The sequence below is a fragment of the Fibrobacterota bacterium genome (assembly GCA_019509785.1).
Classification (GTDB): Bacteria; Fibrobacterota; Fibrobacteria; order UBA11236; family UBA11236; genus Chersky-265.
On record JAEKLQ010000037.1, the window covers coordinates 40,828 to 54,932 of the forward strand.

The window sequence follows — 14,105 nt, forward strand, 5'->3', positions numbered from 1 at the left end:
AACTACCCGCATGCTTCCCGCAGCCGTCACGCATCCGTAACGCAGCCTTCCGAGGCCGTGCTCACCGTTTTGATGTACTTGTACAGGGTTCCCTGGTCCACCTTGTAGGCGGGCGGAGTCCAGCCCTGGAAGCGCTCCGCGATTTCCTCTTCCGTGAGATCCGCGTCCAAAGTGTTCTTCTCGGCATCGATGGTGATGACGTCCCCGGTGCGGATGACGGCCAACAGGCCGCCGGTCTGCGCTTCCGGGGTGATGTGGCCCACCACGAACCCGTGCGTCCCGCCCGAGAAGCGTCCATCCGTGATCAGTGCCACGCTCTTTCCGAGCCCGGCGCCCATGATGGCCGAGGTCACGGTGAGCATTTCGCTCATGCCCGGCCCGCCCTTGGGGCCTTCGTATCGGATGACCACCACGTCTCCGGCCTTGATTTCCTTCCGTTCCAGGGCATGCAAGGTGTCTTCCTCGGAATCATAGACCTTTGCCGGGCCCGTGAAGGACAGGCCTTCCTTGCCCGTGATCTTGGCCACCGCGCCTTCCTTGGCGAGGTTCCCGTATAAGATGCGGATATGCCCGGTCTTCTTGAGAGGCTGACTCACCGGGAAGATGATTTTCTGGCCTTCCTTCAACCCGGGCAAATCGGCCACGTTCTCGGCCAGGGTCTTGCCGGTGACGGTCATGCAGGATCCGTCGATGAGGCCTTCCTTGATCAGGAGCTTCTGCACCGCCGGCACGCCACCCACGGCGTGCAGATCCTCGAACACGTATTGGCCGCTCGGTTTCAGATCGGCGAGGTAAGGGCGCTTGTCGCTGATGCGCTGGAAGTCGTCGATGGTCAAGGGCACATGGGCGGCTTTCGCCATCGCTATCAGATGCAGCACGGCATTGGTGGAACCGCCCAGCGCGATGATCAGGGTGATGGCGTTCTCGAAGGCCTTGCGGGTCATGATATCGCGGGGCTTCAGGTCCAATTCCAGGGCGTTGCGTATCGCCTTGCCGATCACCAGGCATTCGCGAAATTTCTCGTCGCTCACCGCGGGCGAAGAGGAATCGTAAGGCAGGGTCATGCCCAAGGTCTCGATGGCGGCGGCCATGGTATTGGCCGTGTACATGCCGCCGCAGGCCCCTTGGCCCGGGCAAGCGTGCTTGATGACTTCGTTCATGCCGGCTTCATCCAGCTTGCCGTTGACGTACTTCCCGTAGGCTTCGAAGGCGGAGACCACGTCCAGCTTATGGCCGTCGTGGTAGCCGGGCAGGATGGTGCCGCCGTAGACCATGATGGACGGGCGGTTGAAGCGGGCCATGGCGATGACGGCGCCCGGCATGTTCTTATCGCATCCCGCCACGGAGATGTTGGCGTCGTACCACATGGCGCAGGTGACGGTTTCGATGGAATCGGCGATGAGATCGCGCGATTGCAGGGAATAGTTCATTCCCTCGGTGCCCATGGAAATCCCGTCGCTGACCCCGATGGTGTGGAAACGCAATCCCACCATGCCCGCTTCGTTAACCGATTTCCGGATATGGGAGGCGAAATCGTTGAGGTGCATGTTGCACGGATTGCCGTCGTAGCCCATGCTGGCGATGCCGACCTGGGCTTTGCCCATGTCCTCATCGGTCATCCCGATGGCATGCAGCATGGCCTTGGAGCCGGGCTGGGAAATGGTCTGCGTCAGTCGCGAAGAATACTTATTGAGTTTCATGATTCCCTGAGAAGTCTCTGGAAGAGAGGGTTAAGGGTACAGGGTACAGGGTAAAGGGTGAAAGTCGGGGTATTCCAAAACCCTAAACCCTTTACCCTTTACCCTGAACCCCTAGGTCAATCGAAAGGGAAATAGTAGCAAACAGGCGCCGGTTCTACCCGCTATCCCGGCCTACCGCTTGGAAATCTGCAGCCTCAGTCCCGACCGCGCCAGGATCGGTTCCCACTCTTCCTGGATCTTGGTGTACTCCTCGGGGGTCGCCACGAAGGGGTCGATGCGCCAATTCTGCTTGATCCCGATCGACTCGGGAGTGGTCTGGTTGATGGAGAGCAGCCAATGGAGGTAATGCTCCGAAAGCTCCCGATCGAGATTGAGGGATTTCCATCCGTATCCGGGCGGGATTTCGTAAACCCACTGGGAATTGATCTGGATCTCGTGGGGGAAATACACCGGCGACTTGCGGGATGCCGCGCGCGGGAAGCGCAGGAAGCTCAGTTCCAGTTTGGGGAAATGCTGGAATTCCAACGTGCCGTTGTGGAACGGGAATTTGGCGCGGTAATGGAAAACCATGATGAGGGGCAGGTCCGGATCATCCTCGTTCAAGACCCGGAAGCGTTCATCGGCGAAGGCGGGATAGCTTTGGGCCAGCCAGGAAAGCAAGTTCTCGTACTTCGTGTTCGGGTTCCATTCGCGCATATGGGATCGGAATTCCGAAGCGACTTTCCCGCTCAGAATCATGCTGTCGGAACCGAGCGCGGTTTGGTTGGGGTCCACCTTGCGGCTGTGGAACACTAGCACGCGATGCTCCCCGGCGCTGTCGAGCTCGGGAATGGTCATCATGCGCGAGTTCTCATCGTCGATGATGAGCACGTTCTTGCTTTCGAGGGCCAAGGGAGAGCGCCGGAAGGCGTAGGACTTTTCCGTGGGGTCCAGGAAATATTGCGGCATGCCCTGCTGGGCCGGCACGTGGACGATCATATGGTTGAACTGGTGCAGGCTGGGCTGATCCAGATCCCCTGCATGGTTCAGGCTCACCAGACAGAGGTGGGCGTCGATGCCGCGCGCCTTGAGCATTTCCATGAGCAGCAGGGCATGGCCTTTGCAATCGGAATAGCCGTTCGTCAGGACGGTCTCGCAGCGCTCGGGCACCAGGGCCTGCAAGCTGAATTCGTAGTTGTTGTAGCGTACCGAATCGCGCACGAAGCGGAACATGGCCTGCACCGGATTCATTCCCCGGTTCCGTTCCGCCATTTCGATGGCGCGCTCCTTCACCGGCAGAGGCACGGAATCCAGATGGACGCCTTCTTTCTCCAGGAACCGCTGGTAATTGCGCCCTACTTCGCGCCAAGTCGCGAAGGGCGTGGCCGAGAACCCCGTCCCGATCTCGTCGTTGCTGGGGCGGTAGTTCTCCTCGAAGGCCGGCGTCGCCTCGTCCATCCTGACTACGATGCGATCCGGGAGGCTGTCCACGCGGGACTCCCCGAAGGCGCTCAGAAGCAGATGCTTGGGCGGATGCAGGATCTCGTACTCGCATGCGAGGATGGGGAAGGGATAAGCGTTGTCGTAGCGGAGATAGGGGAATTCGTTGGTCGGGAGCTGGGCTTCCTCGGTGGTGATGGATTCCAGCCATTGGACGCCGGGCCGGGTCTTGATGGGCAAATGCACCAGCAGGTTCTCCGGATGCAAGGTCGTATTGTGGTTCTTGGTGACATAGAAGTCCCCGCTCTTTTCCTCTTCCATGAGCTTCAGGTTGGCGTCGTAAAGCCGGAAAGCGTTGACGTAGAAGCGGGAGTAGCCCGGGTTCAGCTCATAGGTCAATTCGGATAGCCGGATGAGCTTGCGCGCATCGCGGATGTGGTAGATCTGGTGGCGCGTTTTCTTCCAGCGGCCGTCGGCCGCACGGGACTTGGGGGCCCAAGCGTAGACGACTTCTTGATAGGCGAGCGTGAGGGGGTACTGCGCGGCCAGTTGCAGGTTCTCTGGCTTTTGCAGCAGCGCCCGCGCCGCCGCCAAGGTCGCTTTGGTCTTAAGCGGGGTAATGGGAGTACGCAGGATCAGGTTGCTGCGGCTGCCCATCAAGGCCGCCACCTGGGTCGCCAATTGTTGCGCATCGCGGTTGGACGCATCCAGCTCGAGGGCGATCTTAGCCGATTGCCCCGCCTGACGGTAGAGCTTAAGGCTGAATTCGCACGTGCCTTTGAGGAGATAATTATTCGAGGTGCGCGGGAAGGCCGTCCCCAGATCGCGAACGTAATCCAAAGCGCCTTCATAATCCTTCAGGCCCGCCAGGGCGCGCAGGTAGTACTCCACCGACTTTTCGGTGGGGGCGCTGTCGGCATGCGCTTGCACCATTACCTGCCGAGCGTTCTCGTATTCCTCCAACCCCAGGTAGGTTTGCGCGAGGTACACCGATAATCGGAAGCTGGGCTTTTCGGAATACATCTTCAGCAAAACGCTTTTCGAATGCACGCGCTCGCCCAGCCCCCATAAGGCGTCCGAAAGGTTGATGAGCCATTCCACGTTGCCGGGATCGAGTTCCAGCGCCTTCAAGGCCCATTCCTTGGCTTCCTGGAAGCGGCCGAGATCCTCGTAGAACGCCCCCATGGTGCCCGCCAGGTCCCCGGAAGCGGCCACGAGGCGCGGATGCCGCATCAGGAAGGCGATGCCTTCCAGGTTCTCCCGCTTGACCTGGAACATGGCGCCGCAGTTCACTAAAAAGGCCGCATTACCGGTATCCAGGTCCAGGGCGGTTTGGAAATGCTTCATCGCCAGGTTCCAGTTGGAATCCTCCACGGCCCGTAAGCCCAGCGTGTTTTCGATGGCGCCCCGAAAAGTGCGCGAACAGGAATCCGGGGCCAAGCCGCGCCGCAAGGGATCCGATTCGAGGAGCAGATCGGGTAAGCGGCCGAGGCCTTCCGCCGGGAGCGGCGTTTTCGATTCCAGATTCACGAAAACCAGGGACGTATCGGACCGCAGCAACATGCCCCAATGGTTCAAGGTATCGGCGGGGGGGCGGAACAACCGGTAATGAGCCTGCGGCTCCCCTTTTTCCGACGAATCCGGATCGGCTTTGAATAGATAGGCCAGGGCCGCGCGCAAGTCCGTGTCCCGGGCCTTCCCCTTGGGCCAGGAGGTTTCGAAAAGCGAAATCCGGAGCTTGCGATCCTCGCTCCGCACCAGGGTCCGCGCGGGGATACCCATGCCGGTGCGCTCGCTGGGGACGTCCACCCACACGGGCCCGGTCGCGGAAAGGACCCAACCGCCCGCGCTCCGGTATTCCTGGAAGAAACGTTCTTTCGGCGGTTTGGCTGAAACGGAAGCCGGAACGTGGAAGCGGGTGGAATCGATCGCATGCGCCGATCCATGCGCGTTTTCCCCGGCTCGGGGCGGACCTCCGCATCCCACCAAGGCGAGGCCGACGGCGCATGCCCATCCTGCGAGGGTGACCGGAATGCGAATGGGATGGGTCATATCCGACGTAGCTGCTGTATGTTCTCGGGGAAGGCGGTTCCGTTGCGAAGATTATAGCATTCCGCTAATTTACGAATCGCGCTAAGGCGCGGAAGCCCCGCCGCGAATTATATTTGCGAGCGTGGCAGGCGGCATCGGCGATTTCAGCGTCTCGACGGTAAAGAATCAAGCGGTAGGCCGGATCAGCGCGGAACCGGGAGCGAGATCCGTTCGCGTCCCCGGCCGGGGCAATTCCCATTACATCGTCCTGCTCAAGCGCGGATGGGAGCAGGACGGCCCGCTGAAATTCCATAACGGATATCTGGACGAATTACGCAATCGTTTCCACATCTCGGCCAAGGTTCCCTTGCCGGACATGCCCCAGTTCTTTCCCGCCGGCGCCGAAGGCGAAATGACCTTCCAAGGCAAGGATGTTCTGCATCTCGAGGCGGCCCTGCGCGGGCAGGGCCTATTTTCGCATCTGGAAACCCTGCGCGATCTGGTCCAACGGGTGGCCGATCGCAAATTGGCCTTCCCCGAATTCCTGCCCGCCTTGAACCGGTTGTCCCTGCCTCCGGAGTGGCGCAACGAGATCGTCAACGGCCTTTTCTCCCATGCGCAACAGACGCCCTCGGCGCCGGCGCCCAAACCGCCCGGCCTTTCCAGCGATCTCGACAAGCTGATGAACATGCTGGAACAGGAGAATACCGGCGGTTCCAAGCTCAGCCCCAGCCTCAGCGCCTTTCTCGACGAGGTCGGGCGGGACAGCACGGGATTCATCCTCCGGGACGGGGCCGCGCGCCAATTGCACGGGGATCTGGTCGCCACCCTGGAAGCCTTGCGCGGCGGATTGCTGTCCCACAGCGCCTTGGCTGACGTTCTCGGGTTCATGGCATCGCTGCATCGCTTGGCCCGCCAAGCCAAAGGCCGCGAAAGGCAAATGGTGCATCTCTGGTCCTCCCTTCCGGCCGATCCCGAAGCCCTTCTCATCGGCGATCAGGCCAACGAGGACGGGGACCATGCGGTAGCCATCGTCGTGTTGGACGCGCCGGATCGCGATGCGGCTTGGCTCTCCGCCGCGGCGGCCCTGGCCCATCGGCTCGCTTGCCCTCTGCTTATGCAAGCTCCCGGCGATGCCATTCCGGAGGGCGAAGCCATGCAAGCCCTGTCCGAGGCGGCGGCCAAGCCGCAGGCCTACTTTTTCTCGGGAGGCGTGGCTTCCCGCGTGGAAGGGGAGAACTGCGTTTTCCGGCCCGCCGCGCTGGCATTTCTGGAAGGTCTGGTCGGCTCCCGGGAAAACGTGGACTATTACGTCCATCGCGCCATGGTCCTGGAAGACCAGGATTTGATTTCCGAAAAGGGCCAGGCCCGCGCCACCGATCGGTTGTTGGACAACGTTCAATGGGAGAACGCTTCCCGCCGGGGCGTCAATCGGGTCAACGGGGCGCGCAATAAAACCTCCGCTTCCTTCCCGTTGCTCAAGTCCTGGGCGGATATCTGACCGGCTTCCATGCCTGATTACTTCCTGCAAATCATTTCCGGCGTCCAGGTCGGGCGCAAGATCCGCGTAGCTAATGGAGTGACCCTCGGCCGCAACCCCGAGAATTCCGTTTGCTTTTCCGGACCGGACGGGACCCTCGTTTCCGGCAAGCACGCGGTGATCGAGAAGCGGGGCGAAGTCCTGATGCTCCGCGATCTGGGTAGCACCAATGGCACTTACGTTAACGGGCAGCAGATCGCCGAGCATGCCCTCTACGTGGACGAGGTCGTGAGCCTGGGCGTATCGGGCCCCAAGATGCGCCTGGTCGATCGCGCCGGCGCCACCGATTCCACCACCATGCGCCCGATGACCCAGCCCTTGGGAGTGAGCGCCAGCGAACCCCGGCAATTGCGGACCGAATACGAAGGCAAACGGACGCCGGGCAAGGCCGCCGTCCCGCCCGGATTCCTCAAGCCCAAGAACGGCGGCGGGGGTTTCGGAAGCGGTGACGCCGGGGATTACACTATGGGCCTGGCCCATCGGTTGAAGGACGACGAGGCCGGCAAGGGGGAATTGCAAGAGCTGATCAAGGACAAGGGCCGCGCCGAACGCATCGCGAATAGCGGGGTCCTGAGCAAGCGCGACGCGTTGATGATCAACAGCGCCGCCCAGATGCATTCGCATCAGAAGAAACGGGCCTTGCTCATCCTCGGCTCGGTTTCCTTGGTCGCCTTCATCATCGTCAGCGTCCTGCTCTACCAGAACATGGGCTACCGCGGCAAGCTCAAGCAGCAGGAAATCCTGCTGAGCGAAGCCAAGAACCTGGAATCACAGCTGGCGCAAGCGCAGAACCAGGCCGGTCCCGCCACGGACGATCACGAGAAGGCCATGCTGGTGGCCAAGCTGCGCGCCGCCGAACGCCAATTGATGAGCGTACGCTCCAACCTGAAATCCTCCGATCTCATCAACACCTACAAGAATCCGCTGGGCCGGGAGATCCACGTCATCCTCGAAGGCTTCGGCAAGCGCGATTACATCGTGCCGGACATCTTCATCAAGCAGGTCGAAAAGCACATCAACTATTTCAGCAGCAATCCCGGGGTCCGCTCCATCATCGAGCGTTCCTTGAACAACAGCCACAAATACAAGGGCATCATCGAGGATGAATTGACGCGGCAAGGCATGCCGTTGGCCTTCTTCTACCTGGCCATGCACGAGAGCACGCTGGATACCGATATCGTCAGCCGCACCGGCGCCAGGGGCCTGTGGCAGTTCATGCCAGCGACCGCGCGCGAGTACGGCTTGCGCGTTCCCGAGAATTGGGAGAACATGCCGACCTATCTGGATCAACGCACCGACCCGCGCTTATCCACCCAGGCCGGCGTGAAGTACGTAAAGACCCTGTATGCCGAGTTCGGCGACGTGGCTTTGGCCATGGCGGCCTACAATGCCGGCGAGGGCCGTATCCGTAAGGCCCTGCGCAGCATCGACGACCCCATCAACAATCGCGACTTCTGGTATATCTATCGCCTGGGAGTGCTCGCCGACGAGACCAACGAGTACGTGCCGAAGATCATCGCGACCATGATTATCGACAAGAACCGGGCCCGCTATGGCTTTCCGCCATAGCGCCCGCTACGGTTTTAACCCCGTAAATACGTCGTTTTGCCGCGTAATCTTGCCGTAGCGCGGACGCTCAATTATATTTCCGCCCATCATCAGCAGCATCCTTCCAGGAGGTAATTCGGTGGCAGTCAAAATTGGAATCAACGGGTTTGGCCGCATCGGCCGTTTGGCTTTCCGGGCCGCCATCGCCCGTGACAACGTCGAGATCGTTGGCATTAATGATCTCATCGACGTCGACTACATGGCCTACATGCTCAAATACGACTCCACCCACGGCGCCTTCAAGGGAACGGCCGAGGCGAAGGACGGCAAGCTCGTCGTTAACGGCAAGTCCATCCGCGTCACCGCCGAAAAGAATCCCGCGGATCTGAAGTGGAGAGACGTCGGCGCCGACTTCGTCATCGAGTCGACCGGCTTGTTCACCACCGTCGAAAAGGCCCAGGGCCATCTCATCGCCGGCGCCAAGAAGGTCGTGATCTCCGCGCCCTCCGCGGACGCTCCCATGTTCGTCATGGGCGTGAACCACGAGAAGTACAACTCCGCTCAGAACATCGTTTCCAACGCTTCCTGCACCACTAATTGCCTGGCCCCGTTGGCCAAGGTCATCAACGACAACTTCGGCATCCTGGAAGGCTTGATGACCACGGTGCATGCCACCACCGCCACCCAGAAGACGGTGGACGGCCCCTCGGCGAAGGACTGGCGCGGCGGCCGCGGCGCGGCGCAGAACATCATCCCTTCCTCCACCGGGGCCGCCAAAGCCGTGGGCAAGGTGATTCCCGAACTGAACGGCAAGCTGACCGGCATGGCCTTCCGCGTGCCCACCCCGGACGTTTCGGTGGTGGATCTCACGGTCCGCCTCGCGAAGCCCGCCAAGTACGAGGAGATCAAAGCCGTCATGAAGAAGGCATCGGAAACTACCTTCAAGGGCATCATCGGCTACACCGAAGAGCAGGTCGTTTCCAACGACTTCCTCGGCGACCCGCGCACCTCCATCTTCGACGCCGATGCCGGCATCGCGCTCAGCGACACCTTCGTGAAGCTGGTGGCCTGGTACGACAACGAATGGGGCTATTCCAACAAGCTCGTCGACCTCATCCTGCATATGGCCAAGGTGGGCGTCTAGGCGAACGCTTTCGCGTGGGCGGGCCCAGGACCTTCCGTAAGGACGGTCTTGGCATTCCAACCGCCCGCGCGGATCCGGCCAACCCCCGCAGCGGCCCGTCCGCTCCGGTTGGCCTACCGCCGCGGCCCAGTAATGGACCGCGGCGGTTTTTTTTCAAGGCACTAATTACCAACCACGGATCGAAAAATGGCAAAGCTCTTTATCGAGGATCTACAGGTAAACGGCAAGCGCGTCCTGATGCGGGTGGATTTCAACGTCCCCATCAAGGACGGCAAGGTCGAGGACGAGAAGCGGATCGCCGCCGCATTGCCCTCCATCAAGTACCTGCTCGATAAAGGCGCCAGCGTGGTGCTGATGAGCCATTTGGGCCGCCCCGACGGCAAGCCCAACGCCGAGTTCAGCCTCAAGCCGGTCGGCGCCAAGCTGCAGGAGCTGCTCGGCAAGCCCGTCCAATTCGTCGACGATTGCGTGGGCCCCAAGGCCGAAGCCGCCTGCGCCTCCTTGAAGCCCGGCGGAGTCATCCTGCTCGAGAACGTCCGTTTCCATATCGAGGAAGAAGGCAAGATCAAGCTCGAGGACGGCACCAAGCTCGTGGCCGACAAGGACAAAGTGGCCGCTTTCCGCGCAGCCCTGTCCAAGCTCGGCGACGTGTACGTCAACGATGCTTTCGGATCCGCCCATCGCGACCATAGCTCGGTTTCGGGCATCAGCTTGCCCCAGCGCGCTTGCGGGTACCTGATGAAGAAGGAACTCGACTTCCTGGGCGGCGCCATCGAGAATCCCAAGCGCCCCTTCGTGGCCATCATCGGCGGAGCCAAGGTGAGCGGCAAGATCGACGTGATCCAACAGATGTTGCCCAAGGTGGACAAGCTGATCATCGGCGGCGGCATGGCCTACACTTTCGCCCGGGCCAAGGGCCTGGAAACCGGCAAGAGCCTGGTCGAGCCGGATCGTATCGCCCTAGCCAAGGAACTCCTGGAGAAATACGGCGACAAGCTGATGCTCCCGACCGATTGCTTCATCACCGACAAATTCGACTTCAAGGCCCGCACCATCGGCCAGGGCAAGACCTGCCGCATGACCGAAATCCCCAAGGAATGGGAAGCCATCGATATCGGCCCGGAAACCTCGGCCGCCTACGCCAAGGTCATCGCCTCCGCCAAGACGGTCTTATGGAACGGGCCTATGGGCGTATTTGAAGTCGAAGCTTCGGCTAAGGGCACCTTCGCCGTGGCCCAGGCCCTGGTGGAAGCCACCAAGAACGGCGGCACCACCGTGGTCGGCGGGGGAGACTCGGCCAGCGCCATCAAGAAGGCCGGCCTATCGAAACAGGTAAGCCACGTATCCACGGGCGGCGGCGCATCGCTTGAGTTCTTGGAAGGCAAGCCGCTTCCCGGAGTCGTGGCGTTGACGGAGAAGCCGTAAGAAGAGGGTATAGGGTTAAGGGTATAGGGTACAGGGTTAAGAAAGCGGATATTCGGTTTTCCCATACCCTTAACCCTGTACCCTATACCCTTCCCCCTAACGAAGATCAGACCACACCGAGGTATCGAGGTATTAATGCGCAAGAAAATCATCGTCGGCAACTGGAAGATGAACAAGAACGTGGAAGAGTCCGCCAAGCTCGCCACCGAACTGGTGGCCGCCGTTAAAGGCCAGGCCTTCGCGGAAAAGGTTGAGATCGGCATAGCGCCCACCTTTCTGGCGCTCGATCGCGTCGCCGGCATCCTCAAGGGCTCGCCCATTAAGCTGGCCGCCCAAGACGTCCACTTCGAGAACCAGGGCGCCTTCACCAGCAAGGTTTCCGTGGACATGCTCAAGTCCCTCGGGGTAACCCACGTGATACTGGGCCATTCCGAACCCCGCACCCTGTTCGGCGAAACCGATGCCGCCGTCAACAAGAAGACCCTCAAGGTCCTGGCCGAAGGGCTTACGCCCATCGTCTGCGTGGGCGAAACCTTGGCCGAGCGCGAATCCAACGTCACCGAGAAAGTGGTCGGAACGCAGGTGCGGGCCGCCTACCAGGGCGTATCCGCGGCCGATGCTGCCAAAACCGTCATCGCCTACGAGCCTGTCTGGGCCATCGGCACCGGGCGCAATGCCAGCGATGACCAGGCCCAGGCCGTGCACAAGTTCATCCGCGGCCTGCTGTCCGAAATGTATGGTTCCCCGACGGCCGAAGCGATCCGCATCCAATACGGCGGCAGCATGAAGCCGGAAAACGCCGCGGGACTTCTGAAGCAGCCCGACGTGGATGGCGGGTTGATCGGCGGCGCCGCCTTGAAGGCGGATGCCTTTTTAGGTATTATAAGGGCCGCTTAAAACCGGTTGGAAATATGAATCATTGGGCCTTCGTAGCATTGATTGTACTGCACGTCTTCGTGTGCCTCCTCTTGGTCCTGCTCGTTCTGGTGCAGAACGACAAGGGCGGGGGATTGGCGGGAGCTTTCGGCGGAATGGGCGGCAGCGCCGCTTTCAGCGGCAGCTCGGCTTCGACCTTCCTGACCACCTTGACGCGCTATGTCGCCTTGGCCAGCTTCATCATCCTTCTCGGTCTCAATTACATGTCCACCCGGGGCATCGAATCGGGCCGTCGCGAGTCCGAGCTGAAAGGCTCCCATCGCGGCTTGTCGAGCATTTTGCCCTCGACCGGCGCTGGCCCTTCGAGCGGCAATGGGCAAGGGCCGGTCAACGCCATCCCGGGGTTGGGAACCGGGCCCGCGGCGCCTGAAAAGGCTCCGGCGAACGGCGCGGCTCCGGCCAAGGGACACTAAGAAACTCGCCGCCATGGCAACGGGAGGATACCTCAATCCGCCCGCAGCCCAGGCGGCACATTGCGGAAATCGCGGTTGTGGTGAAATTGGTAGACACGCCAGCTTGAGGTGCTGGTGGGGGCAACCCCTTCGCGGTTCAAGTCCGCGCAACCGCAGTTATCTTCTCCCTCCTTCGCGCCCATCGAACCTCGCCGGCGTTCCTTCCTGAGGGGCTCATGTTCTTCCGCCTCCTTTATTTGGTCCCCAAGAATTGGCTCAGTTCCTTCGTCGGGGCCCTCGTACGGGCCCGCTACCCCTTCGGCCTGCATACCGCGATCCGGGACTGGTTCATCCGCTTCTACCGGATCGAAACCGCCGAAGCCGAGTTCCCCGTCGATCGCTATCCCACCATGGGGGAATTTTTCGTCCGCCGCCTCAAGCCCGGGGCCCGGTCCATCGCGCCCGACGCTCTCGTCTCTCCCGTTGACGGTACTTTGACCCAAGCCGGCCGCTTCGATCCCGAGCGGCCGAAACTCAAGCAGATCAAAGGCATCGACTACGCCTTGGCCGATTTAATCGGGCCCGGCTGGGATCTTCCGGAATACGCCCAAGGCGGCTTCCTGACCATCTATCTTGCCCCCTACAACTACCATCGCATCCATGCGCCCATAGCGGGCCAGGTCACCCGGTGCGCGCATATTCCCGGCGCCTTATGGCCGGTCAATACCTGGAGCGTCTCGCATATCCCCGGCCTTTTCGTCGCCAACGAGCGGGTTATCGTCGAGTTGGAAGGGGAAACCGGAAAAGCGCTGGTGGTCATGGTGGGCGCCACCAACGTCGGCCGCATCACCCTGGATTTCCATCCGGGCATGATCGGCAACCCACGGCCCCTCCGCAGCGCTTCCCATTGGGCTCCACCCACCCCACTACGATTGGCCAAGGGCGAAGGCCTGGGATGCTTCGAGCTGGGATCCACCGTCATCCTCATCCTCTCGCGCGCGCTCGCAAGCAAGACGGGGGCTCGTTGGTTCGACGTCGCTTCCCGGGGCGTCGCCGGCGAAGCCATCCGCATGGGCCAGGGGCTGGGGTCTTGAGTTGGCCAACTGGGTCGAGCGCAACCAAGCCCATCTCTCGAATCTTCGCGCTTACGTAGAAGGCTTCCAAGGCCGCGCGCCGTCGCCCTTCGCTTGGTTCGAAGGGGGAACGAAGGCGCAATTCCCATTCAGCCCCGGATCGGATCGGGGCGCGGCAATGCTGCTCAGCTTCTGCGCATTGTACCAGGGGATTTCCGAGGCCGCGCTCATGGCCCTGCTGGCGCGCCTCTGGCGCGAATACGGGATCGATTTCCTGAGACTGAACAAGCTCAACTTCGAAGAGTTGCAAGAGCGCATCGAAGGCCAACGCGGCTTGGGGAACTGGGCCATCCGCAAACAAGCCCCGGGTATCCTCCGCAGCGTGTGCGATTTTTTCTTCCGGCACGGGAGCCCCGTGGCATGGGTCCGGAGCGTGGGGGACGGCGAAGAATGCGTCCGCATCCTTTGCGAAGAGATCTTCCTGATGGGGAAGACTTCCCTTTTCAAATCCAAGGCGCGCTATTTCATTTGGCTGCTCACCCAATTGCCCGATGCTCACGCCGAATCCTTCTGGACGGAAAAAACCTTGCTCCCGATCACGACGGGCCACATTCGCTTCTTGCGCGAGTTCGGCCCCTTGAAAGAGCGCCAATCGGTTCCCTGGCGCGGTCCTGAGGAGAAGCTCGACTATCTGAACCGGTTCTTCAGGTTGCTCTCTCCGCAAGCGCCCTGGTCCGTCTATGTCCCTCTCGATGCCTACCTCAAGGCTGCGGATCCGAAACGAACGCCGCCGCAATGGGAGTGCCGCGAGGCTTTGGGAGGATGCATACGATGCCCGCTGGCGCCGCTCTGCCCTGGCCGTGAGGAGTTTTGAGGTGAAGGTTGCTACAAACGCCG

10 protein-coding genes and 1 tRNA gene are annotated in these 14,105 nt (G+C 61.2%); 9 read left to right on the top strand and 2 right to left on the bottom strand.

Features of this window, described 5'->3' with window-relative positions; translation table 11 throughout:
- Positions 1–26: 26 nt before the first annotated feature.
- A complete protein-coding gene (ilvD, locus tag JF616_10420; GenBank protein ID MBW8888158.1) occupies positions 27–1,700 on the bottom strand; it encodes a dihydroxy-acid dehydratase in 1,674 nt (557 codons plus the stop codon).
- 171 nt (positions 1,701–1,871) lie between these two features.
- Positions 1,872–5,171: a hypothetical protein gene (locus tag JF616_10425; protein ID MBW8888159.1), complete on the bottom strand. Its 3,300-nt coding sequence runs from the start codon at positions 5,169–5,171 to the stop codon at positions 1,872–1,874.
- A gap of 121 nt (positions 5,172–5,292) precedes the next feature.
- Between JF616_10425 and JF616_10430 the strand changes: the two genes are divergently transcribed.
- The 9 genes from JF616_10430 (at position 5,293) to JF616_10470 (ending at position 14,082) form a co-directional block, all read left to right on the top strand.
- The gene (locus tag JF616_10430; protein MBW8888160.1) at positions 5,293–6,651 is read left to right on the top strand and encodes a hypothetical protein; all 1,359 of its coding nucleotides are present in this window, start codon (positions 5,293–5,295) and stop codon (positions 6,649–6,651) included.
- A 9-nt stretch (positions 6,652–6,660) separates the two neighbouring features.
- Positions 6,661–8,259 (top strand): transglycosylase SLT domain-containing protein, encoded by a 1,599-nt coding sequence (locus JF616_10435; GenBank protein MBW8888161.1) that lies wholly within the window; start codon positions 6,661–6,663, stop codon positions 8,257–8,259.
- Positions 8,260–8,377: 118 nt separating this feature from the next.
- Positions 8,378–9,382, top strand: a complete 1,005-nt coding sequence (gene gap / locus JF616_10440; GenBank protein MBW8888162.1) for a type I glyceraldehyde-3-phosphate dehydrogenase — start codon at positions 8,378–8,380, stop codon at positions 9,380–9,382.
- Positions 9,383–9,568: 186 nt separating this feature from the next.
- On the top strand, positions 9,569–10,807 hold the full coding sequence (locus JF616_10445) for a phosphoglycerate kinase (protein ID MBW8888163.1): 1,239 nt from the start codon (positions 9,569–9,571) through the stop codon (positions 10,805–10,807).
- A gap of 135 nt (positions 10,808–10,942) precedes the next feature.
- On the top strand, positions 10,943–11,704 hold the full coding sequence (locus JF616_10450) for a triose-phosphate isomerase (GenBank protein ID MBW8888164.1): 762 nt from the start codon (positions 10,943–10,945) through the stop codon (positions 11,702–11,704).
- Positions 11,705–11,718: 14 nt separating this feature from the next.
- Positions 11,719–12,156 carry a preprotein translocase subunit SecG gene (gene secG, locus JF616_10455; protein ID MBW8888165.1) on the top strand — a complete coding sequence of 146 codons (438 nt, stop codon included), beginning with the start codon at positions 11,719–11,721 and terminating at the stop codon, positions 12,154–12,156.
- Positions 12,157–12,227: 71 nt separating this feature from the next.
- Positions 12,228–12,311: transfer RNA gene (locus JF616_10460), tRNA-Leu, on the top strand.
- A gap of 60 nt (positions 12,312–12,371) precedes the next feature.
- Positions 12,372–13,229, top strand: coding sequence for a phosphatidylserine decarboxylase (gene psd, locus JF616_10465; protein ID MBW8888166.1), 858 nt, complete (start codon positions 12,372–12,374; stop codon positions 13,227–13,229).
- Position 13,230: 1 nt separating this feature from the next.
- Positions 13,231–14,082: a hypothetical protein gene (locus JF616_10470; protein ID MBW8888167.1), complete on the top strand. Its 852-nt coding sequence runs from the start codon at positions 13,231–13,233 to the stop codon at positions 14,080–14,082.
- The last annotated feature ends 23 nt before the right edge of the window (positions 14,083–14,105 follow it).

Excerpts from the sequence above, each read along its gene's own strand:
- JF616_10425 (MBW8888159.1), bottom strand. The coding sequence starts at position 5,171 with ATGACCCATCCCATTCGCATTCCGGTCACCCTCGCAGGATGGGCATGC.
- JF616_10435 (MBW8888161.1), top strand. The coding sequence starts at position 6,661 with ATGCCTGATTACTTCCTGCAAATCATTTCCGGCGTCCAGGTCGGGCGC.
- JF616_10445 (MBW8888163.1), top strand. The coding sequence starts at position 9,569 with ATGGCAAAGCTCTTTATCGAGGATCTACAGGTAAACGGCAAGCGCGTC.
- JF616_10450 (MBW8888164.1), top strand. The coding sequence starts at position 10,943 with ATGCGCAAGAAAATCATCGTCGGCAACTGGAAGATGAACAAGAACGTG.
- ilvD (MBW8888158.1), bottom strand. The coding sequence starts at position 1,700 with ATGAAACTCAATAAGTATTCTTCGCGACTGACGCAGACCATTTCCCAG.
- psd (MBW8888166.1), top strand. The coding sequence starts at position 12,372 with ATGTTCTTCCGCCTCCTTTATTTGGTCCCCAAGAATTGGCTCAGTTCC.
- secG (MBW8888165.1), top strand. The coding sequence starts at position 11,719 with ATGAATCATTGGGCCTTCGTAGCATTGATTGTACTGCACGTCTTCGTG.